This is a genomic window from Streptomyces sp. AB3(2024), assembly GCF_041862025.1.
Classification (GTDB): Bacteria; Actinomycetota; Actinomycetes; order Streptomycetales; family Streptomycetaceae; genus Streptomyces.
In genome coordinates, this window is the sequence record NZ_JBGWAB010000125.1 from 1 (window position 1) to 22,300 (window position 22,300).

17 protein-coding genes are annotated in these 22,300 nt (G+C 73.9%); 10 read left to right on the plus strand and 7 right to left on the minus strand.

The genetic code is table 11. The features are described 5' to 3' along the window. On the plus strand, positions 1–678 hold a 678-nt coding region (locus ACEPPI_RS32945), incomplete at its 5' end, for a helix-turn-helix domain-containing protein (RefSeq protein WP_373918934.1). On the opposite strand, the gene ACEPPI_RS32950 is transcribed toward ACEPPI_RS32945, so the two are convergent. After that, positions 578–2,536, minus strand: coding sequence for an APC family permease (locus ACEPPI_RS32950; protein ID WP_373918935.1), 1,959 nt, complete (start codon positions 2,534–2,536; stop codon positions 578–580). The two genes, ACEPPI_RS32945 and ACEPPI_RS32950, sit on opposite strands and share 101 nt — an antisense overlap. A 175-nt stretch (positions 2,537–2,711) precedes the next feature. Here ACEPPI_RS32950 and ACEPPI_RS32955 point away from each other — a divergent pair, with 175 nt between their 5' ends. Then, a complete protein-coding gene (locus ACEPPI_RS32955) occupies positions 2,712–3,125 on the plus strand; it encodes an SHOCT domain-containing protein (protein ID WP_373918936.1) in 414 nt (137 codons plus the stop codon). Positions 3,126–3,198: 73 nt separating this feature from the next. Here ACEPPI_RS32955 and ACEPPI_RS32960 read toward each other — a convergent pair whose 3' ends face one another. Further along, positions 3,199–3,654: a (2Fe-2S)-binding protein gene (locus tag ACEPPI_RS32960; RefSeq protein WP_345184738.1), complete on the minus strand. Its 456-nt coding sequence runs from the start codon at positions 3,652–3,654 to the stop codon at positions 3,199–3,201. A gap of 16 nt (positions 3,655–3,670) precedes the next feature. Then, positions 3,671–5,944, minus strand: a complete 2,274-nt coding sequence (locus ACEPPI_RS32965) for a molybdopterin cofactor-binding domain-containing protein (protein WP_373918937.1) — start codon at positions 5,942–5,944, stop codon at positions 3,671–3,673. A gap of 550 nt (positions 5,945–6,494) precedes the next feature. Between ACEPPI_RS32965 and ACEPPI_RS32970 the strand changes: the two genes are divergently transcribed. Further along, positions 6,495–7,919 carry a PP2C family protein-serine/threonine phosphatase gene (locus ACEPPI_RS32970; RefSeq protein WP_373918939.1) on the plus strand — a complete coding sequence of 475 codons (1,425 nt, stop codon included), beginning with the start codon at positions 6,495–6,497 and terminating at the stop codon, positions 7,917–7,919. 153 nt (positions 7,920–8,072) lie between these two features. Here the strand turns inward: ACEPPI_RS32970 and ACEPPI_RS32975 are convergent, their stop codons facing one another. Further along, positions 8,073–9,569 (minus strand): hypothetical protein, encoded by a 1,497-nt coding sequence (locus ACEPPI_RS32975; protein ID WP_373918940.1) that lies wholly within the window; start codon positions 9,567–9,569, stop codon positions 8,073–8,075. 232 nt (positions 9,570–9,801) lie between these two features. Here ACEPPI_RS32975 and ACEPPI_RS32980 point away from each other — a divergent pair, with 232 nt between their 5' ends. From ACEPPI_RS32980 to kstD, 3 genes are all read left to right on the plus strand, one after another. Then, the gene (locus tag ACEPPI_RS32980; protein WP_373918941.1) at positions 9,802–10,932 is read left to right on the plus strand and encodes an aminoglycoside phosphotransferase family protein; all 1,131 of its coding nucleotides are present in this window, start codon (positions 9,802–9,804) and stop codon (positions 10,930–10,932) included. Positions 10,933–11,126: 194 nt separating this feature from the next. Further along, positions 11,127–11,720, plus strand: coding sequence for a hypothetical protein (locus ACEPPI_RS32985; RefSeq protein WP_373918942.1), 594 nt, complete (start codon positions 11,127–11,129; stop codon positions 11,718–11,720). A gap of 85 nt (positions 11,721–11,805) precedes the next feature. Continuing rightward, positions 11,806–13,596, plus strand: a complete 1,791-nt coding sequence (gene kstD, locus ACEPPI_RS32990) for a 3-oxosteroid 1-dehydrogenase (RefSeq protein WP_373918943.1) — start codon at positions 11,806–11,808, stop codon at positions 13,594–13,596. Positions 13,597–13,667: 71 nt separating this feature from the next. On the opposite strand, the gene ACEPPI_RS32995 is transcribed toward kstD, so the two are convergent. Beyond that, on the minus strand, positions 13,668–14,168 hold the full coding sequence (locus ACEPPI_RS32995; protein ID WP_266836831.1) for a hypothetical protein: 501 nt from the start codon (positions 14,166–14,168) through the stop codon (positions 13,668–13,670). Between the two features lie 466 nt (positions 14,169–14,634). On the opposite strand from ACEPPI_RS32995, the gene ACEPPI_RS33000 reads away from it, so the two are divergent. The 4 genes from ACEPPI_RS33000 to ACEPPI_RS33015 are packed head-to-tail and all read left to right on the plus strand — an operon-like array spanning position 14,635 to position 18,378. After that, positions 14,635–15,234, plus strand: coding sequence for a hypothetical protein (locus tag ACEPPI_RS33000; protein ID WP_373918944.1), 600 nt, complete (start codon positions 14,635–14,637; stop codon positions 15,232–15,234). 14 nt (positions 15,235–15,248) lie between these two features. Further along, positions 15,249–15,779 (plus strand): toxin-antitoxin system, toxin component, encoded by a 531-nt coding sequence (locus tag ACEPPI_RS33005; RefSeq protein WP_266841440.1) that lies wholly within the window; start codon positions 15,249–15,251, stop codon positions 15,777–15,779. A gap of 2 nt (positions 15,780–15,781) precedes the next feature. Further along, on the plus strand, positions 15,782–16,966 hold the full coding sequence (locus tag ACEPPI_RS33010) for a DUF6545 domain-containing protein (RefSeq protein ID WP_373918945.1): 1,185 nt from the start codon (positions 15,782–15,784) through the stop codon (positions 16,964–16,966). Beyond that, positions 16,963–18,378 (plus strand): NAD(P)/FAD-dependent oxidoreductase, encoded by a 1,416-nt coding sequence (locus ACEPPI_RS33015; protein ID WP_373918946.1) that lies wholly within the window; start codon positions 16,963–16,965, stop codon positions 18,376–18,378. The genes ACEPPI_RS33010 and ACEPPI_RS33015 overlap by 4 nt, the downstream gene beginning before the upstream one ends. 378 nt (positions 18,379–18,756) lie before the next feature. Here ACEPPI_RS33015 and ACEPPI_RS33020 read toward each other — a convergent pair whose 3' ends face one another. Continuing rightward, a complete protein-coding gene (locus tag ACEPPI_RS33020) occupies positions 18,757–21,600 on the minus strand; it encodes an AAA family ATPase (protein ID WP_373918947.1) in 2,844 nt (947 codons plus the stop codon). 101 nt (positions 21,601–21,701) lie between these two features. Next, positions 21,702–22,109 carry an ACT domain-containing protein gene (locus tag ACEPPI_RS33025; RefSeq protein ID WP_373918949.1) on the minus strand — a complete coding sequence of 136 codons (408 nt, stop codon included), beginning with the start codon at positions 22,107–22,109 and terminating at the stop codon, positions 21,702–21,704. Between the last annotated feature and the right edge of the window lie 191 nt (positions 22,110–22,300).

Sequence of the window (22,300 nt, forward strand, 5' to 3'; positions counted from 1 at the left end):
GGCGCCGCCGGAGCGGGCGTCGGCCCCGGGCCGGGCGCGGCCGCGGGCGGGCCCCGCGTGCTGTGGCGGGTGCGCGCCGACGGGGAGACCGGCCTCGTCGACCTGGGCCACCATCCGCTGGACGCGCTGCGCGATCTCCTCGCGCCGCTCGGGGTGCCCGTCGGGGTCAGCCCGGTGGTGGCGGCGCCGGCGGCGCTGGCCGGGGCCCGCCGGCTCGCGGCCCTCGCCCTGCGCACCGCCCCGGCGGAGACCGGCCCCGGAGCCGTCCTGCTGGACGAGCGGCTCCCGGCGGCCCTGGTGGCGGGCGACGCGGAACTCGCCGGCCGGCTGCGCGAGGTGGTGCTGGGCCCCGTGCTGGCGCTGTCCCCGCAGGACGCGCGGGTGCTGCTGGACACCCTGGGCACCTGGCTGGCCTGCCGGGGCTCGACGACGTACGCCGCCCAGCGCCTCTACTGCCACCGCAACACCGTCTCCAACCGGCTGCGCCGCCTGGAGCAGCTCACCGGCCGCGCCCTCACCGACCCGGCCCACGTGGTCGAACTGGCCCTGGCGCACGCGGCGGTGACCCAGCTGCCCGCTACCCCTGCGGCGCCCCCGCCTCCCGCTCCTCCCGGGGCCGCGGGTGGCGCGCCGACTCCAGCAGGTACGGCACGTCGATCACCGCGACCCCGGGGGTGAACAGCAGCCGCGCCTTGAGCCGCAGCGCGTTCTGGTTGTGCAGGGGCTGCTCCCACCAGTGGCCGACGACGTATTCGGGGATGACCACCGACAGTACGTCGGTGCCCTCGGCGGCCGCCTGTTCCTCCACGTACGCCATCACCGGCGCGACCACTTCGCGGTAGGGCGAGTGCAGGACCTTGAGCGCGATCCCCGGGTCGTGCGTGGACCAGGCATCGCGCAGCCGCTGCGCGTCCTCCTCGTCGGCGGCGACGGACAGGGCGGTGAGGGTGTCCGGCCGCAGCCCCTGGGCGTAGCCGAGGGCCTTGAGCGTGGGGGCGTGGACGGAGGCGACGAGGACGATGACGTGGTGGCGGGCGGGTCTGCGGGGTTTGATCCCGGGGGCGACGGCGACCTGGCGGGCGACGATGTCGTAGTGGCGGCGGACGCCCTTCATGCCGATGAAGAGCGCGGGCATGGCGATGACGACCAGCCAGGCGCCGTGCGTGAACTTGGTGATGAGGACGATGACCAGGACGACGGCGGTCATGCACGCGCCGACCGCGTTGATGGCGAGGCGGCGGTGGATGTGGACCCGGTCGGCGCGGGGCGTGGCCGCCGAGGCGAGTGCGCGCCGCCAGTGCCGGACCATGCCGGCCTGGGAGAGGGTGAAGGAGACGAAGACGCCGATGATGTAGAGCTGGATGAGACGGGTCAGTTCGGCGTCGAAGGCGACGATCAGGGCGATGGCGACGAGGGCGAGCAGCACGACGCCGTTGGAGTAGACGAGCCGGTCGCCGCGGTTGTAGAGCTGGCGCGGGGCGTAACGGTCCTTGGCGAGGATCGATGCGAGCATCGGGAAGCCGTTGAAGGCGGTGTTCGCGGCGAGGATCAGCACGCCGGCGGTGACGGCCTGGAGCAGGTAGAAGAGGAGGTGCCAGTCCCCGAAGGTGGCGCGGCCGATCTGGGCGAGCGCGGTGGACATCGGGGTGCCGGGCGGCAGCCCGAGTTCGGTGGGGTCGGCCGCGACGTGCACCTGGTAGGCCATGGCGAGGACGGTGATGCCGGAGAACATCGTCACGGACAGCACGCCCATGGCGGCGAGGGTGGTGGCCGCGTTCCTGGCCTTGGGCTTCTCGAAGGCGGGGACGCCGTTGCTGATGGCCTCGACGCCGGTGAGGGCGGTGCAGCCGGAGGCGAAGGCGCGCATGGCCAGGAGGACCACGGCGAAACCGGTGTAGGTGCCGACGGCGTGGATCGGCAGGTGGGCCGACTCGGCCCGGATGGTCTCGCCGGTCCCGATGCGGACGGCGGCGACGGCGAGCATCACGTAGACGACCAGCACGAAACCGTACGTGGGGATGGCGAAGACGCGGCCCGACTCCCTTACGCCGCGCAGGTTCATCAGGGTCAGCAGCACCACGAAGGCGACGGACAGGGCGACTTCGTGGTCGCTGAGGGAGGGGATCGCGGAGGTGATGGCGTCGACCCCGGAGACCACGGACACGGCGACGGTCATCACGTAGTCGACGAGCAGGGCGCTGGCGGCGGTGAGGGCGGCGGTCGGCCCGAGGTTCTCGGAGCTGACGATGTACGCGCCTCCGCCGCCGGGGTAGGCGTGGCAGGTCTGCCGGTAGGAGGCGATGACGACCACCAGCAGGAAGACGATCGCGGCGGCCGCGTACCACGTGAGGTGGAGCAGCGCGACCCCGCCGAGGGCGAGGATCAGCAGGATCTCCTCGGTGGCGTAGGCCACCGAGGAGAGGGGGTCGCTGCAGAAGATAGGCAGCGCGAGCCGCTTGGGCAGCAGGGTCTCGCCCAGGCGCGCGGTGTCGAGGGGCTGACCGACCAGCACGCGTTTCAGATTGATACGCCTCATTCCGGCATGATCGTCCATCGATGCCCCGTTTAGCGGGAAGCGACCCGTCCGTCCGGCCCCGGCCGGGCCTCCGTCCGGCCCAGTGGCGATCTTGAAGACCTGCTGCGATGGTGATCACGTCGGCCGCCCGCGCACCACGCGAACGGACGGCCGCCCGAACGTAAGGAGGACGGCCATGGAGGCATCCGTCTATCTGGCCTACGACTACCCCGTGCTGGGCGCGTTCTGGACGGTGATGTGGATCTTCCTCTGGGTCCTGTGGCTGGTCCTGCTCTTCCGCATCATCGTGGACCTCTTCCGCGACCACGAGATGAACGGCTGGCTGAAGGCCCTCTGGCTGCTGTTCCTGATCCTGATCCCGTTCCTGGGCGTCCTGGTCTACGTGATCGCCCGCGGCAAGAACATGGGCAAGCGCGAGATCACGCACGCGCAGGAACAGCAGGCGGCGTTCAACAGCTACATCCGCGAGACCGCGGGTGGCTCCACCAAGAGCACGGCGGACGAGCTGGCCAGACTCTCCGAGCTGAGGACCAAGGGCGATCTGACCGAGGCCGAGTTCCAGCAGGCCAAGCAGAAGCTGCTCGCCTGATCCCCACGCGGCGCGGCGGGGGCCGGACCCATCGGGGTCCGGCCCCCGCCCACGGCCTCACATCCGGGCGGCCTCACATCCGGGCGGCCGCGCTGCGGATGGCCTCGCGGATGCGGAAGTAGGTGCCGCAGCGGCAGATGTTGGCGATGGCGTCGATGTCCTCGTCCGTCGGCTCGCCCGTGCGCCGGAGCAGCGCCACCGCGGCCATGATCTGGCCGGGCTGGCAGAAGCCGCACTGGGCCACGTCCTGCTCCAGCCAGGCCTCCTGCACCGGGTGCAGCACGTCCCCGTCCGCCAGGCCCTCGATGGTGGTGACCCGCTTGCCCGCGCAGGCGGAGACGGGCACCACGCACGGCCGGACGTCCGTGCCGTCGAGGTGGCTGGTGCAGGCCTTGCAGACGTCCACCCCGCAGCCGTACTTGGGGCCGGTGACGCCCAGCATGTCACGGAGCACCCACAGGAGGGGCAGGTCGTCGGGCGCGTCGACGGTGACGCTCCGCCCGTTGACGGTGAAGGTGTGCGAGGGCACGGCGTGCTCCAGTCGGTCAGCGCGGGTAGGGGGTGAAGTCGACGTCGAAGTCGAGGGGGAAGCTGCGCGGCTTGGAACCGGTGGCGCGGGCCCAGGCGTTGGCGATGGCGCCGACGGCGGCCGGCACCCCGAGCTCGCCGGCGCCGCCCGGGTCGGTCCCCGTCGCCGGGAGCACGAAGACCCGTACGTCCAGCGGGGTGTCGCGCTGCTTCGCCCAGTGGAACTGGCTGTAACTGCCCTCCAGCGGGAGCCCATTGTCCAGGTGCAGCCCGGCCCGCAGCGTGGTGGAGATCGCGTCGGTGAGGCCGCCGATCATCTGCGCCTCCAGGCCGCTCGGGTTGACGGGCAGACCCACGTCCACCGCGATCACCGCCCGGGTGACGCGCACGTGCTCCGGATCCCGCGTGTCGATCTCCACCAGGCAGGCGGTGCGGGACTTGTACTCCTCGTGGAAGGCGATGCCCTGGGCGCAGCCGGCCGGCAGCGCGCGCCCCCACTCCCCCTCGGCGGCCACCTTGTCCAGCACCGCGCGCTGGGCGTCGGTCTTCAGGAAGGTGCGGCGGAAGCGGTACGGGTCCTTGCCCGTGGCGGCGGCCAGCTCGTCGACCACGATCTCCTCGGCGCCCCGGGTGTTGGCCGAGTAGACCGAGCGCCAGGACCCGGTGGGGATGCCGGTGGGCACTTCGCTCAGCGCCTGGGTGGTGAGCCCGAAGTGGTACGGGGACTTCACCGTGGTCAGGAACAGGGTCTGTGCCAGGGTGGCGTTGCCGATGCCCGACGGCAGGCTCGCGGCGGTGGCGGTGATGATCTCGCCGAGCCCGTGCCGGAAGTCGGTCTCCGCGGCGGCGACCCGGTGCTCGAAGCTGAGCACTTCGCCGAGCAGGTGGGTGGCGCGGATCCGGTGGTGGGTCGCGGGGCGCATCCGGCCGTGCCGGGTGTCGTCGACTCGGGTCCACATCAGCTTCACCGGGCGGCGGCAGGCCTTGGAGATCCGGGCGGCCTCCAGGGCCGCGTCGAAGAAGAGCCGCCGGCCGAAGGAGCCGCCGGCCTGGACCACGTGCACCTTCACCTTGTCCAGCGGCAGCCCGAGATCGGCGGCGATGGTCTCCCGCGCCACGATCGGGGACTTGAGCCCGGACCAGATCTCGGCGCGGTCGTCCCGTACGTCGGCGACGGCGGAGTTGGTCTCCATCGGGGCGTGGCTGACGAAGGCGAAGTCGAACTCGGCGTCCACGTACGGGGTGAGCAGCGGCGGCACCAGCAGCGGAGGGACTGCGGCCCGGAGCCTGGCGCGGATCTGCGCGTCCGACAGCCGGTCGGCGGGGCCGGGGCCCCAGACGACCTGGAGGGCGGCCTTCGCGTCCAGGGCCTGTCCGAATGTCTCGGCGACGACGGCGACCCCGGTCGGGACGGTGACCACGTGCAGGATCCCGGGCATGGCCCGGACGGCGTCGAGGTTGGACACGCCGCGCACACCGCCGCCGAGGGTGGGCGGACGGCGCACCACGCAGGGCTTGGCGCCGGGCACGTCGAGGTCGAGGGTGTACTTCTGGGCGCCGGTGACCATGGCCCGGGCGTCGATCCGGCGGGTGGGGGTGCCGACGAGGGCGTGCCGCGCGGCGGGTTTCGGGGAGGCTCCGAGGACGATCAGGCCGGGCGCCGCCGCCTCCGCGGAGAGGCCACCGTAGGCGGCGGTGCGGCCGTCGGGGGCCCGTACGACGCCGTTCGCGGTGGTCAGGCGGGAGGCGGGGAGGTTCCAGCGGACGGCCGCCGCCGCGACGAGGCGGGCGCGGGCGGTGGCGGCGCACTGGCGCACCGGGCCGTACAGGGAGCGGATCGAGTTCGAGGAGCCGGTGAGCTGGTTGAACAGCAGCTCGGGGCGTGCGTCGTCGAGCTCCACCCGGACCGAGTCCAGGGGCGCGTCGAGTTCCTCGGCGACCAGCATGGCCACGGCGGTGGTCAGGCCCTGGCCGACCTCCTCGCGCGGCAGACGGAAGCGGATCGTGCCGTCCGCCTCCACCGCGAGCGCCAGCAGGGCGGAGGTCGGGGCGCCGGCCAGGATGAACAGGTCGCCGAGGTCGACCAGGTCGGCGATGGCGGGCAGGGTCGGGATCACGGCGTGCGCGGGCTGCGGGGCGAGCACGTCGGCGCCGGCCCGGGTGACCAGCGCCAGGGTCGGCGCCGCGACGAGGTAGGTCAGGAAGGAGCGCCGGCTGCTCCCGGAGCCGGCCCCCGGCCCGTCGGCGGCGGACGCGGACGCGGATCCGGTCACCCTGGTCTGTTCGGTCATCTGGTCGTGTCCCCGCCCTGCCCCCGGCCCGCCGCTCGGACCCCCACCGGCTCATTACCGACACGTAGAGTAGCGATCACCGGACGCAGTGGGAAGCGCGGGGCCGGAGTGACCCCAGTGGCCACGAACCGCGCACCGAGCGCCCCGGATTCGGCCCTCCCGGGGCCCGGGATCCCCCTTTCGGGGGATCCCCGGAGGGGGCGATCACGGGCTCACCCGAGGAGCTCCGCGGTGCGAACGCCTCGCCCGTACGCTCGACGGATGCCGCACCGAGCGCCCCTTTCCGGCCGTCGGCGCGCGGGCCCCGCGCCGGGCGGGCGGAGGGGCCGGCCAGGGCCTCCCGGCAGGCCGGACCCGCCCTGGGTGACCGGATTCGTTCGTACGCGCGCCGGGAGACGGCAAGGCCCGCGGCATATGTCGGGAGCAAGGCCTGTACGGATGTTGCCAAACGCCTTACAGCCCGTCGCGGGCTGTGCCACAGTCGAAGCCGGTCCTTCTCCAGGACCTGGCCGTGACGCGTTCTCATCGCCGCGCCTGCATCGGAGTGCCCATGCCGTCCCACCTGTACGCGGACCGCCCCGCGCAGCCGCCCGAGCCGGGACCGGTGGACGCCCTGATCTCCCGGACCCGGCGGCTGCGGGGCGACGTGGACGCGGTGCGCCGCGACACCGTCGTGGACGAGGACGACCCGCAGGGCCGCTGGCAGCGCGCGCTCTGCGACCTGGCCGTGCACCAGCTCGACGACCTCGGCGAGCACCTCGGCCGGCTCAGGGAAGGGCTGCCGCCCGCCCCGGAGCCCTCCGGGCTCCCCCCGATGGCGCCCGGCACCACCACCCAGGACCGGCAGACCCGGATCGGCAGCGCCGAGTGGAACCTGCTGACCGACGAGGTCACCTGGTCCGAGGAGCTCTTCCAGATCTTCGGCCGCTCGCCCGAGGCCGGCCCGCTGCCCCTCGACGAGCTGGGCTCCACCCTCTTCTCCGAGGACCAGCCCCTGCTGACCGCGATGGTCACGGACTGCCTGGTCGACGGGAAGCCGATCGACGGCGAGTTCCGCATCGTCCGGGCCGACGGCCGCGTCCGGACGCTGCACATGAGGGGCGGGCCGGTACTCGACTCCGACGGCTGCACGGCCACGATGTGGGCCGTGCTCCGCGACGTGAGTGAACTGCGCCGGAGCCAGCGGGCGGTGCGCGAGTCACAGGACTCGCTCCAGCGCCGGCAGGAGATCGCGCGGACCGAGCACCGGCTGGCGGTCGAACTGCAGGAAGCCGTGCTCCCCCCGTGGCGCGGCTCCCTGCGGTTCCCGCACGGCAGCGCCTCCGCCGTGGACGTGGCCGCGCACTACCTGCCCTCCACGACCGGCTCGCCGATCGGCGGCGACTGGTACGACGCCCTCGAACTGCCCGACGGCCGCTCCCTGCTGACGGTCGGCGACCTGACCGGGCACGGGGTGAGCGCCACGTCCGGCATGGCCATGATGCTCGGCGCCCTGCGCGGGATGGCCATCGCCGGGATCGAGCCCGGCCCGCTGATGGGCTGGCTCAACCAACTGCTGGAGGCCTCCGTACAGCCCGCCATGGGCTCGGCCGTCTGCTGCAGCTACGACCCCGCCCGCCGGGTGCTCACCTGGGCCCAGGCCGGGCACCCCGCGCCGCTGCTGTTCCGGTGCGGCCGGGGCAGGGCGCTGCGGCCGCCGGAGGGCGTGCTGCTGGGCGCGACCGCGGGGGCCGCGTACGGGCAGGCCGAGGAGCGGATCGAACCGGGCGACGTGCTCGTCCTGTACACGGACGGACTGACGCCGCACGGCATCGAGTTCGGCCGGACGGACTGCGCGGAACGCCTGCTGGCGCTCGCGCCGCGGTTCCCGGCGGCGCGTTCGGCGCGGGACTGCGTACGGCTGGTGACGCAGGAGTTCGGCGAGGGCGAGCGGGAGGACGACGCCTGCGTACTGGTCGCCCGCATCGGCGGCTAGGGCACCGCGTACCGTCCGCGGGACGTCGGCCGGCGGACCGCAGCCCCGCGACGACCGCAGGCTGGGGGCCGCGCCCGGGGCGCGGCCCATCGTCGTTCCCCTCCGCTCGCGCGTCCGTTCCCTTCCGCATGCGTTCCGTGGCACCCCTCCCCCCTACACCTCCGTCCCTCGGGCGACCCTCGGGGCGGGTGCGTCGGGCAGGGCCAGCTTGATCTCCTCGCGCAGGTCCTCGATACGGGCGTAGCCGGCGTACTGGCCGGTCAGCCGGTACATCTCGCGCAGCCGGTCCCAGGTGCGGTGCGAGCTGGTCTCGCTCATGGAGACCAGGGCCAGCCGGGCATAGCGGTCGGCCTGTTCCGGTTCGTCGGCGATGAAGCAGGCCGAGGCCATGGAGATGTAGTCGAAGGTCTGGGAGCGCTGGTAGCCGTCGCCGCGCAGCCGCAGTGCCTCCCGCGCGTGGCGCGCCGCCACCGGCGCCGCCGTGGCGTCGTGGTCGGCGAGCGTCCGGTACGCCAGGGCCTGCATCCCGTGCAGGTCCGCCTCGTCGAAGTGCTGCATCCACGAGGGCGGCGGTACGTCGCCCTTGTCGGAGACGAAGAGTTCCTCGGCCTCGCCCAGGGTGCGGCGCATGGCCTGGCCCTTGCCCATGGCGGCCTGCGCCCAGGCCTCGATGGTGTGCAGCATGGCGCGGGTGCGCGGGAGGGTCTGCTCGCCGGAGCCGGACTGGGCCAGCTTCATCAGGTCCAGGGCCTCGTTCGGTTTGCCCAGGTGGACCATCTGCCGGGCCGCCCGCGAGAGCGCCTCTCCGGCGCGCGGGCGGTCGCCGCCCTCGCGGGCCGCGTGGGCGGCGATGACGAAGTACTTCTGTGCGGTGGGTTCGAGTCCGACGTCGTGCGACATCCAGCCCGCCAGCACCGCCAGGTTGGCCGCCACCCCCCACAGTCTGCGCTGGAGGTGGTCGGGGTGGTGGTAGGCGAGCATGCCGCCCACCTCGTTCAGCTGGCCCACGACGGCCTTGCGCTGGAGGCCGCCGCCCCGGGAGGCGTCCCAGGCGCGGAAGACCTCCACGGAGCGCTCCAGGGCCGCGATCTCCTGGGAGCCGATGGGGGCGGCCTCGTAGCGGTCGTAGCCCGCCGGGTCGGCCTGGTGGGGATCGCCGAAGCGCTGCACGTCCTTGGCCGCGGCGGGGTCGGAGTGGAGCCAGTCGTACATGGCGTTGCTGAGGGCTGAGCCGGCGGTGAGCGCGGCTCCCGCGCCCATCAGGCCGCGTCGGTTGAGCATGAGGTCCATTCCCGTGAATTCGGTGAGGACCGCGGCTGTGCGTTCGGGCGCCCAGGGCACTCCGTCGGGGTTCTCCTTCGCCCCGTCCGACTGCCGTTTGGTGGTGCGCCGCTGCCGTACGAACCCGAGGTCCTCGATGGTCACGACACGACCGAGCCGCTCGGTGAACAGTGCTGCCAGTACCGTGGGCACCGGTTCGCGCGGGGTCTCCCCCATGTCGATCCAGCGCCGCACCCGCGAGGTGTCGGTGGCCAGTTGGTGGTGACCCATGGCCGCCGCCTGCCGGTTGACCATCCTCGCCAGTTCGCCCTTGGACCAGCCGGCCAGGCCGAACAGGTCGTTCAGACGGGTGTTTGGACCTTTGCTCACGTCAAGCCCCCAGGTTCTCGGCTGAGTTGACAGTAGCCCCCTGTCAGATCCCCGTGGACTATTCGCCAGGGTTCGCCAGGGCACGCCCCGTGGTTCGCCAGGGACCGCCGGGTGTCAGGTAGGAATGCGCCTCCCCGACCCGGTTCACCGGCGGAACTCCCCAGGGTGAAGTACGGGATCCGGCGGGGCGGCGTACGCAACTCGTCGGCGCACGAAGGGAACCGTAAACGCCATGTACGCAGCAACGTCCTCCGTGTCCGCCCCGGTCCGTCCGCACCGCACCCTCCAGGCAGGGGGCGGCCCGTACCTCGAACCCGGCCGCACGCCGGTCCCGGCGCAGGGCGCCGGCGCCGTACGGGCGCGGCGGATGCCGGGTACCGGATCGCAGCCGCTCAGCGGAAGGATCGACCTGTCGGGGCCGCAGGGAGCGCAGTTGCGCACCGCGCTCGCGTCGGTGCAGCGGATCTGTCCGGAGTTCGCACCGGTACAGGTCCTGCGGCGCAGCGGCCGGTCGGTCCTGCTGGTGGGAACGACCGGGCGGATGACCGCCGTGGCGAAGGTCTTACTGGACCATTCGTCCGAGTGGCGTGAGCGGTACCGGCACGAAATAGCGACGTACCGGACCTTCGTCCGGCACCGTCCGCCGGTACGCGTACCCCGGCTGATCGCCGCCGATCCGGAGAACTGCGTACTGATCGTGGAGCGCATGGCGGGCCGGGTCGCGGCGCTCCAGCGGCACCCGGTGGAGGCCCCGCCCCGCACTGACCTGCGGGCCGCCCTCGGAGCGGTGTGCCGGGTGAACCAGTGGCGACCGCCGACCGATCTGTTCGGGCACCCGGTGGACTACGCGCGGCGGATCAGCCGGGACCACGAGCTCGGGCTGCTGCCCGACCGGGACTTCGGCGACCTGCAGAAGCTGCTGCACGGCCTGCGGCCGGCGGGGGTCCCGTGGCAGTTCAACCACGGCGACGCGCTGCTGTCGAACCTGCTGCTGTCCCCGGCGGGTCCGGTGCTCCTGGACTGGGAGCACGCGGGCTGGTACCTGCCCGGCTACGACCTGGCCACACTGTGGGCGGTGCTGGGCGACGCCCCGGCGGCGCGCGGCCAGATCAGCAGGCTCGCCCAGTCGGCCGGTCCCGCCTTCCGGGACGCCTTCCTGGTCAACCTGATGCTGGTGCTGACCCGGGAGATCCGGATGACCGAGACGGCCGTGCAGCGGTCGATGACGGCCACCGCACCGACGCAGCCCCTGCCCGCGGGTGCCCTGTCCTCGGGGGAGGAGCAGCGCCTGCTGCTGCGCCGCCTGCACGACGATGCGGGCATGGCGCGCAGAGCGGTCAGGGCCGCGGTCGGCACGCGCTGATCCCCACCCCCATGACGCGAAGTCCCGTGGCTCCCACCGCCACGGGACTTCGCTCGTGCGCGTACGCCGCGCGGCGGATCCGCCTTCCCCCGCGCGGGTGAGGCGGTTCGCTCAGCCGGGGGATCCACCGGCCCGGGGGCGGCTGCGATCTTCGGAGGGCACCCCTGAAGACGCCCGCAGCCCCGGAGGACACCTTGCCCGTACGGATGATCGACGCCCCGCCGTCGGGCGGGCGCCTGCGTGCCGCCTGGAGGACCGCACACGCCCCGGTGCCCGGGGTCGCCCGGTGGGCCCGGGCCGCCGCCTACGCCGTCCCGTTCACCGTGCTGCCGTCCGGGATCTGGCGGCTCGGCCTGCTCTTCGCCGACGATCCCGAGGGGATCCGGGGGAACCTGCCGGAGTGGATCCCGATGCGGGTGTACGTGGTCGCCCTGACGGTCTTCACGGAGCTCCTGGCCTTCACCGCGGTCGGGCTGGTCGCCGCGTGGGGCGAGCGGCTCCCGCGCCGGCTGCCGGTCCTGGGCGGGCGGCGGATACCGGTGGCCGCCGCCGGGATCCCCGCCGCCCTCGGCGCCCTCGCGCTGACCGCCCTGTGGGGCCTCGTCGCGTGGAGCCAGGTGGCCGGGACCACCGTCACGGGAGAGCCGCTGCCCGACGACTGGCCCGGTGAGGCGGGGGGTTTCGCCACCGTGTGGTTCTACACCTGCTACGCACCACTGGTGTTGTGGGGCCCGTTGCTCGGCGTCGCCACGGTCGGGTATTGGATGCGGCGGCGCCGGATGCCTTGACATCCCATGATCCCCCGAACAGGTTTCTGACTCAGCATCAGACATGCTGGAGCCACCCTTCCCTCCCTCCCGCCGGAGCCCGCCCATGTCCGCAAGTGCTTCACGCACCTCCCCCGCCGCCCTCCCCTCCAGGCGTACCGTCCTGGCCGGGACCGGGGCCGGGGTGCTCGCCGCCACCGTGCTCCCGTCCGCCGTCGCGCGGGCGGCCGACGGCCCGCCGCTCGGCGAGTACGACGTCGTCGTGGTCGGGTCCGGGGCCTCCGGGATGACCGCCGCGCTCACCGCCGCCCGGCGCGGGCTGAGCGTCCTGGTGGTGGAGAAGGCCCCCACCTTCGGCGGGTCGGCCGCCCGGTCGGGTGCCGGGATCTGGCTGCCCAACAACTCGGTGATCCTGGGCGCCGGGGTCCCGGACACCCCGCAGAAGGCGGCGACGTACCTCTCGGCCGTCGTCGGGGCCGACGTTCCTGCCGACCGCCAGGCGGCGTTCCTGGCGAACGGGCCCCGGATGCTGGATTTCGTGATGGCGAACAGCCCGCTGAGGTTCCGCTTCATGGACGGCTACAGCGATTACTACCCGAACCTGCCGGGCGGGCTGCCGGGCGGCCGGTCCATCGAGCCGGACCAGATCGACGGGAACGTCCTGGGGGCGGAGCTGGCGCATCTGAACCCGGCGTACATGCCGGTGCCCGCCGGGATGGTGGTGTTCAGCCAGGATTACAAGTGGCTGAACCTCGCGGCGGTCAGCGCGAAGGGGCTCGCGGTGTCGACGGAGTGCCTGGCGCGCGGCACCAAGGCCGCGCTGCGCGGGGAGAAGCCGCTGACCATGGGGCAGGCCCTGGCCGCCGGGCTGCGGGCCGGGCTGCTGGGGGCGGGAGTGCCGGTGTGGCTGAACAGCCCGCTGGTGGACCTGGTGCAGGAGGGGCCGGACGGTGCCGTGACCGGGGTCGTGGTGGAGAAGGAGGGCGTACGGGGCGTCGTACGGGCGCGCAAGGGGGTGGTCGTCGGCTCGGGCGGCTTCGAACACAACGCGCAGATGCGGGCGCAGTACCAGCAGCAGCCGATCGGCACCGAGTGGTCGGTGGGCGCGAAGGAGAACACGGGCGACGGGATCCGGGCCGGGCAACGGGCGGGAGCCGCGCTGGCCCTGATGGAGGACGCCTGGTGGGGTCCGTCGATCCCGCTGCCCGGGGAGCCGTACTTCTGCCTGGCGGAGCGGACCCTGCCGGGCGGCCTGATCGTGAACCGGGCGGGGGCGCGCTTCGTGAACGAGGCCGCCCCGTACAGCGACGTGGTGCACGTGATGTACGAGAAGGACCGGGCGGGGGCGGGTTCCCACATCCCGGCGTGGCTGATCGTGGACCAGAACTACCGCAACCGGTACCTGTTCAAGGACATCCTGCCGACGCTCCCCTTCCCCGACGCCTGGTACGAGGCGGGCGCGGCGAGGAAAGCCTGGACCTGGGACGCCCTGGCGGGTCAGATCGGGGTGCCGGCGGCCGCGCTGCGGGCGACGCTGAACCGCTTCAACGCCCAGGCGTGGAACGGCACCGACCCTGATCAGCACCGGGGCGACACGGCGTACGACCACTACTACACGGACCCGGCGGTGCAGCCGAACTCGTGTCTGGCCCCGGTCTGGGTACCGCCGTTCTACGCCTTCAAGATCGTGCCGGGGGACCTGGGCACGAAGGGCGGGATCGTCACGGACGCCCGCGCCCGGGCGCTGAGGCCGGACGGCTCCGTGATCCGGGGCCTGTGGGCGGCCGGCAACGCGAGCGCGGCGGTGATGGGCCACAGCTACGCGGGGGCCGGGTCGACGATCGGGCCGGCGATGACCTTCGGCTACGTGGCGGCGAACGACATCGCGGACGCCTGACCGGAAAGGTGGAGCCGCCGGCACCGGCGGGGCCGGCCCGGGAGGGCCCGCCCCGTCACGGAGGGGACCGCCTAGCCCTGCTGGAAGAGCTCTGCGGGCAGCGGCTTGAGCAGCGCGTAGAGGTCGTCGGTGATGGGGCGGTCCCAGCTGGCGATGGTCACGAGGACGTTGTCGCTGCGGTCGAACTGGACGCAGGAGATCCGGCTCTCGGAGAGCTTGACCTTGCGGACGATGAGGAGGTTGTCACCCTGCATGACGGGGCAGTCCTCGGAGCCGGTGACCTCGACTTCCTCGTCGTTCTCCAGGGCGGCGAGGAGCTGGGCCACCTCGAAGGGGACCTGGCCCTCGGCGAGGTCCCGGGCCGGGGATCCCTCGGGGAGGTTGCCGATGATCATTGCGGGGCCGCGGCCGCCGAACAGGTCGTAGCGGAGGAAGACGCCCTGGCAGCTGCCGTCGGGAGCGGGCAGCAGCCCGGCCCCGAGGTTGCCCGGCCAGTCCCCCGGGTCCATGGCCAGGACGTCGAAGTCCGGGCCGGCGGGAGTGGCGGCACGGTGGCGGCGGAGGAAGGACATGCCGCCATGGTACGTGGCCGCGGCGCTTTTCCGGCCCGCGGGGCCCTCGTCCGGGCGAAGGCCCCGCGAAGGGCCCATGGCGGGCCCGTGACGGGCCTGCGACAGGTCCGCCACGGGCCCGCGACGCGTCCGCGACAGGTCCGCGGCGGGCCTCCCGGACGCCGCCCGCACCGGCCCGGAGATCCCGGACCTGCGCGTATGGACCGTCCGACCGCTGTACTCCTTACCGTCCGGACGGACGGGAGGCGGGTCGCCGCGTCGGACCGCGAAGCAGGCTCCCTTTCCCGCCACAGCCCCGCTCACTGGCTGTATCTTGCTGTCCGTCCCCACCACCGGTCCGGCCGTCCTCCGTGCGACGACGCGACGACGACCAGTCCGGCGCTGAGGATCTTGTGACCGGGGGGACACGGCGTCCCTCCGTGAGTGCAGACGGATCTGCCCTTCGGACGTATGGGAGCACAGACAGATGGCGGAGTCTGTCCTGTCCCTCGCCACGACGCTCGCCCACATACGGGCGCTCGCCAAGGAGAGGCAACTGGACCTCGACGAGATCCTGGACGTGCAGGCCCTCGCGGCACGCACCGGCGTACCCACCGAGGTGACGGCCGCGCTGCTGCGGGGCGAGAAGTGCTCGGATCCCGCGCCCGAGGAGGCCGGGGAAACGATCCACCGGCGCGCGGCCTTCCTGTACGCCACCTCCCGGGACACCAACGGCCGCCCCTACTCCGTCGCGGACATCGCGGCAGCCATCGGCGCGCCCCCGGGGTGGGTCGACCACCTGGTGTCGGGCGGGCCCCTGCCGCACCTGCGGCACTGCGAGGAGTTCGCGGCCTTCTTCGGCCACGAGCCCGCCTTTCTGACGGACACCCCGGCCCAGGCCCTGGACAGGGCCCTGCAGCCCGCTGTCCGGTCGCTCGACAACGGACCGGGCGATCTGCTGGCCGAACTCACGGACCACTACGGTCTGGTCTCCGTGTCCACCCGGGGCAGAACACTCAGCCGTACCCAGGAGACACTGCTCCTTGGCATGATCACCTCGATGCTGTCCGCCGAGGAGGTCCGGTGAACGTCTCTCGCTCCATGCGCAAGCTCTGCACCGCGCTCACCTCGTCGCTCGACCTGGAGGCGCCGGTCGAGCCGCAGACGCTCTTCCGCGCGCTCTGCGACGCCATGAGCCGTACCCGGGGCGGCCGCCCGATCGTGCTGCGCTTCGAGCGCTTCCCCACCGAACTGACCACCTCGGGACTGTGGCTGAACATGGAGGAGTACGACATCGTCGTGGTGGAGAAGTACACGACCCCCGACCACCAACTGGTCATCCTCGGACACGAGCTGTGGCACATGAAGGCCGGGCACTGCACCGAGCACGGACGCGGGGCGGCCGCCGCCGCCCGCTCCCTGCCGGACGCCTCGGACCTGACGTACGCCAGTGTCGCGGCGCGCTCCCACTACGAGGACGTCCAGGAGATCGAGGCGGAGAGCTTCGGCCTGATGCTCGGCGACCGGTGCCGGCCCTGGCTGGTGGGCGGCGACGCCCCCGGCGCGGTGCGCAGGAACGATGTCGCCGGGCGCATCGGCAACGCGCTCGGCTACCGCGGACCGATCGGTTGACGGTGAACTCCGACAAGTACTACATCCCCTACCTCATCCCGGCGGCGATCCTCACCCTGGCGTTCGCGATCCGGCTGCCCGTGATGATGAGGTTCTGGCGCATCGATCCCAACGTGCGTTCCGTGGGCGGCCTGCTGCTGCTGGCCTCCGCCGTCTTCTACTGCGGCCGGCCCAAGACGCTGGAGGCGATGAACCGCGGGACGGGCGTCCCGAACATCGCGGCGCCGATCCTGTACACGCTGCTCACGCTGTTCTGCGCCTCCTGTCTGGTGATGATCATCCACTGGCGGGGCGGCGATCCGCGGCGCGTGCGGCGCACCAGCTGGACGATCGGGATCGTCTACTCGGCCGTCGTCGCCGGGCTGTGGATCACCTTCGCGTTCGCCGACGTACCGGTGGAACGCCTGCGTGACCTGGACACGTACTACGCCAACACCCCCTGGATGCGCGAGCACATCCTGCTCTACCTGGGGGCCCACACCATCGCCTGCGCGATCACCTCGGTGGTCACCTGGTCCTGGCTGCGCCAGGTCTCGGGCTGGCTGCGCGCGGGCCTGGTGCTCCTGGTCATCGGCTTCATCCTGAACCTCTGCTACGACTCGGTGAAGCTGATCGCGGTAGTCGCCCGCTGGAGCGGCAACGACCTGGACTGGCTCAGCACCTACGTCGCCCCGCCCATCGCCGCCGTGTGCGCGCTGTTCATCGCGGTGGGCTTCATCCTGCCCCATGCGGGCGAGGCCCTGCAGCGGATAGGGACCGACTACTACCACTTCCGCTGCCTGGTGCCGTTCGTGAAGGAGCTGGAGCCGCTCGACACCGGTTCGCTGCGGCTGCCCCGGCGCTCCCCCATCAGCAGGCGCCTCGTCCAGCGCAGGACCCAGATCAGCGACGGACTGCTGCGCCTCCAGCCGTTCATGGAACCCGAGGTCCGGGAGCGGGCCCTCGCCGAGGCGCTGGCCCGCAGGGAGGCCCCGGCCCAGGCGGCGGCCACCGCCGACGCGGTCGCCGTGGTCGCGGCGCTGCGCCGGATGCGCGGCGGCGCCGAAGCCGAGGAGGCGGCCGCGGCGGGCCAGACCCAGGCCCCGGACCTGGTCGCGGTCTCCAAGGCCCTGCGCCGGTCCCCGGCCGTCACCTCCTTCCGCGCCCGGTCCGGGCCGGCAGACCATCCAGAGAGCGTGGGTTCATGAGCAGCACCGCACCGTCGTCACCGGGTCCGCGCACCGCGGTGGTCATCGGCGGCAGCCTCGCCGGGATGCTGGCGGCCGCCGCGCTCGCGGAGTTCGCCGACGTGGTCGTCGTGGAACGGGACGCGCTGCCCGACGGTCCCCTGCCGCGCCGGGCGCTGCCGCAGGCCCGTCACGCCCACCTGCTGTGGTCCGGCGGGGCGACGGCCGTCGACAGCCTGCTGCCGGGCACCATCGGCCGGCTCATGGACGACGGCGCCCATCGGATAGCGCTGCCGACGAACATGGTGGGCCTCTCCCCGGCCGGCTGGTTCCGCCGCTGGGCCGAGGCCTCCCACTACGTGATCGTGGCCGGCCGCGACCTCCTCGACTGGCACGTCCGCCGGGCCGTGGGGGCCCTGGCACGGGTCAGCGTCGTCGACCGTACGGAGGTGCTGGGCCTGGAGGGTGACGCCCGCCGGGTCACGGGGGTCCGGGTGCGCGAACGGGACGGTGCGGAGCGGGTCGTCGCGGCGGACCTGGTGGTCGACGCCTCCGGCCGGTCCTCGCGGGCCCCCGCCTGGCTGACCGGGTTCGGCATGGCGGCACCCTCGGTGCGGACCGTCGACCCCGGTCTCGTCTACGCCAGCCGGATCTTCCGTGCCCCCGAGGACCTCGGGAACGCCTTCCCCGTCATCGTGAACGTGCAGGCCGATCCGCGCGAGCCCGGTCCGGGCCGCTCGGCGACCCTGGTGCCGATCGAGGGGGACCGCTGGCTCGTCACCCTGTCGGGGACGCGGGGCGGCGAACCCACCTCGGATCCGGAGGCGTTCGAGGACTTCGCGCGGAAGCTGCGCCACCCGGTCGTCGGCGAGCTGATCAGCGGGACGCAGCCGCTGACCGACGTGGTCGTCACGCGGACGACCGTCAACCGCAGGCACCACTACGAGAAGTCCGCGCTGCCGGAGGGGTTCGCCGTCATCGGGGACGCCGTCGCCGCCTACAACCCGGTGTACGGGCACGGCATGTCGGTGGCCGCGCAGAGCGCCCTCGCCCTGCGGGCCGTGATCGCCCGGCACGGCTGGTCCGCCGACGGGCTCGGCGCCCGCCTGCAGAAGGCCGTCGCCGGGCCGGTGAGCGCCGCGTGGGCGCTGTCCACCGGCAACGACGTCTTCTACCCGGGTGCCACCGAGGGCGGTCCGACGCGGGCCGAGAAGGTGGCCGCCGCGTACGTGCGGCGGCTGCTGCACACGAGCACCGGCAACGGGCGGGTGGCGCGCGCCGTCACCGACGTGATGACCCTTGAGCGGCCCGCGGCCCGGCTGTTCACCCCGCCGGTGCTGCTGGCCGCCGCGCTGGGCCCGCGCCGCGCGCAGCTGACCGGGCCGCCGCTGGCGGAGGCCGAGCTGGCGGCGGCCCGGGCACTGCGCGGGTGAGCGGTGCCGCGGGGGACGTGCCCCACCCGGGGGTGGAGCACGTCCGCGCGAGTGGGGCGCGTCCGCGTCAGACCGGCGGTACGAGCTGAACCAGCGCCGGAGCAGCGCGGGATCCCCGGTGACGCGCGGTTCCCGGGCGGGCCTGCGCTGCCAGAGGTGGCTCCACACCGGGACGTCGGGGCCGAGCCCGCCCACTACCTCCGCCAGGACGCGGGCGGCCTCCGCCGACCAGTCGAACAGTTCCCCGGGCGCGGGGCCCCAGGGTCGGGGTCCGGTCGGGCAGCGGCCAGGCGGCGCGGACCGCCGGGCCGGCGAAGCGCCGCACCGCCCGGTCGGAGGCGGCCGCTTCGGTCAGGAAGATCCCGATTCGGGTGCCGCTCAGTGTGCGCCACGGGCGAACGCCGCGAGGGCGTCGGACAGGCCGCTCAGGTCGGTGCCGAGCTTGCGGCAGACGGCGGACAGTTCGGGGCTCGGCGTCGGCCCGCCCCGGACGGCGTCCTCGGCGGCGCGCAGCTCCTCCGGGGTCGGCTCGTCCTCCCAGGAGGAACCGCAGGGCAGGACTCCTCCGAGGGCGAGCAGCCGTTCGGCGGTGCTCGCCGCAAGTGCGTCGGCGCCGCACTCCCGGCTGGTGATCAGCGCCCGGGTGAGCAGTTCCCGGTCCCCGCGCTCGGCGCCCAGGGCGGCCAGGGCGCGGGCGAGTTCGTATCCGGCGGGCGAGCGGGACAGCAGGGCCACGGCTTCCGCCAGGAGGGCCGTCCGCTCGCCCGGGGCGTCCGCCACCTCCGCGCGGACGCGCAGGGCCTGGCCGATGGCGGAGGGGGCGCCGAAGGCACGGGCACGGCCGAGGGCCTCGTCGGCCAGGGCGCGGGCCGCGGCGGGGTCCTCGGGGGCCACGGCGCGGGCCAGGTGGAGCTGCCAGGGGCACCAGGCCGGGTTCTGGATGCCGCGCGGGGTCAGCCGGCGGCCGACCTCTTCGAGTGCCGCGACCGCCGCCTTCGTCTCGCCCCGGGCCAGCAGCAGTTCGGCGTGGACGGTCTGCGAGTCGGGGAAGACGACGGCGGCGGGGAAGGGCTCGCCGTACCCGTGCTCGCGCGCGAGCTCCCAGGCCTCGTCCACCCGGCCCCGGGCCACCAGGGTGGTCAGGAGGATGGCGATGGCGTACCAGTGCACCGGCGTACGGCGGCCCACGCGTTCGGCGAGGCGCAGGCCGGCGCGGGCCAGTTCCTCGGCCGCGGCGAGCTGTCCGCGCCGGTAGCGGATGTAGGCGCGGAGCCCGTAGGCGAAGGAGAGGTGGGCCCCGCGCCAGCCCTGCCGTTCGAACTCGGCGGTGCCCGCAGCGAAGAGCTCCTCGGCGCGGCCCGGCCGGTCGGCGTACATGTGGACCATCGCGGTCAGTACCGGGACCTCGAAGCCGCGGTCGGCGTAGGCCCAGCTGAAGGGTTCCGCGAGGACCCGGCGCGCGTGGTGCAGGACCGTCTCGACGCTCTCGCCGCGCAGGCAGGCGTCCCAGGCGCGCAGGCCGATGACGTACCGCTCGGTGAGGTCGCGGCCTCCGAGGCGGTCGGCCAGTTTGGCGAGCCGGCGCGAGCGGGCCGGGGAGTCGGTTTCGGCGGCGTCGAAGGCGTCCCACATGAACTGCTCGGACTGCAGGCGCAGCCGGGCGCGGGCGTCCGGGGTGTGGGGGATCTCGCGGGCGAGGAGTGCGGAGGCCTCGGAGAGGTCGTCGCTGTGGGCGAGGACCTGGGCGAGCCGGATCACGATGCCCTGGCGCAGTGCCGGGTCGTCGAAGGGTTCGGCGAGGGCGGCCCGCAGGTGGTTGACGGTGTTGGCGGGTTCGGTGAGCAGGGAGGCGCAGCCGAGTTCGTAGAGCACGGCCGCGCGTTCGTCGAAGTCCGGGGGTTCCTGCAGGGCGCGGTCGAGCTGGCGGCGGGCGGCCTCGGGGGCGCCGGCGCGCAGGTTCTCGGCGGCGGCCTCGCGCAGGGTGCGCACGACCCAGGGGTCGTTCTCGGGCTGGGTCTCCAGGAGGTGGCGGGCGGCGGCGGAGGGGCCGAGTCCGGCGTCGACGACGGCGGCCGCGGCCTTGCCGTGGAGGGCGACGCGCAGGGCGTCGGGGATGGCCCGGTAGATGCCGGTGGCGAGCAGCGGGTGGACGAACTCCAGCGGGGGGTCGCCCTCGGGGTCCGCGTCCTCGGCGGGGGCGGACAGGATGCGGGCGTCGCGCAGCCGGGCGGTGGCGTCGGCGGCCTCCTCGGCTCCGAGGCCGGCGACGCGTGCGGCGATCCGCTGCGGGATGGCGGTGCCGAGGACGGCGCAGGCCCAGGCGAAGCGGACGGTGGAGGGCCCGAGGCCGTGCAGGCGGGCGACGAGTCCGCTGCCGCGCTGGGCCGCAGCGAGGTCGCGCAGCAGGGGGGCGCTGGCCGAGGTGGGTTCGAGGCCCTTGGCGCGGACCCTGGCGGTGAGTTCCACGGCCTCGAAGGGGTTTCCGGTGGTGACGGCCCAGGCTTCGCGGCAGAAGGCCTCCTCGGCGTGTTCCCCGACCGTCTCGCGGACGAGGGTGGAGACGGCGGCAGCGCTGAGCGGGGCGAGGCTCAGCGGGCGGCGTCCGGCCCGGCCGGGCAGGCCGCGGAAGACCTCGGCGTGGGCGGGCAGTTCGTCGGGGCGGTAGGCGACGACGAGGAGCAGCCCGAGGTGTTCGGCGCGCGGGGCGAAGGCGGCGAGCCAGCCGAGGGACTCGGGGTCGCCCCAGTGGGCGTCGTCGAGGAGGAGGACGACGGGGGCGCGCTGGACTGCGAGCTGGGTGAGCACCCAGTCGAGCCCGTCGCGCAGGCCCTGGGGGTCGGGCGGGGCCCCCTGCCCGGGGGCGCAGAGGCCGAGGGCGGGGCCGACGATCGGGTACCAGCCGCCGAGGGCGGCGCGCAGGGAGGCTTCGGAGCGGCCGGCCAGGCGGGGCTGGATGAGCTGGCGGGCGACGTGGAAGGGCTGGCTCTGTTCCTGTTCGCCGCCGCGGGCGGCGAGGAGGGTGCAGGAGCGGGCGAGCGCGCTGCGGCGCACTTCGGCGAGGAGGGTGGTCTTGCCGAGGCCGGCGGGGCCGGAGAGGGCGAGCAGTCCGCCGCCGGCGTCGGGTCCCGATCCGGTGAGCCGGTCGAGGGCCTCGTCGACGGCGACGAGTTCCGTTTCGCGTTCGAAGAGCGCGTGCCGCGTGTGGGCGTGACGATCCGTCATGGCTGGAACCCCCCTGGCCGGTTCGGGGCCTCAGCGTACGCCCGCACGCGCGCGGAGGGGGTCCTACGGCCGGGAAAGATCGATTTGTTTTACGGATTTACCTATTCCGCCGAACGCGCGGCCAGTTCCTCCAGCACGGAGACGGCTTCGGCGGCCCGGTCGGCGGCCACGAACAGGTGGTCGTGGTGGTACCCGGCGATCACGTTGCAGCTGAGTCCGCGCTCGGCCAGTGCGGCGGCGAAGGCTCCGGTGAGGCCCACGGCGTCGAGGGCGGAGTGGATGCGCAGGGTGATCCAGCCCGCGGTGTACGTGTAGGCGAGTCCGGCCGCGTCGGCCTCGTCCTGGCGCAGGACCAGGGTCAGTCCCTCGGCCTCGCGGACGGTGGCGACGGGCGCGAGCCCGGCGGGGACCGCCGCGATGTCCGGGAGGGTGCAGAACACGTACCGGCCCTCGTTCAGCTCCGGGCGCATGCCGCTCAGCAGCTTCCGCAGGTCGCTCTCTCCGCTCATGGGCACACCCTAATGCCGTCGGCACCGGCACGGACGGTTCGGCGGCCCCGCCCCGGGGGGGGGGGGGGGGGGGGGGCGGGGGGGGGGGGGGGGGGGGGGGGGGGGGGGGGGGGGGGGCCGGGGGGGGGCGGGGGGGGGGGGGGGGGGGGGGGGGGGGGGGGGGCGCGGCGGGCGGGGCGTGGGGGGGGGGG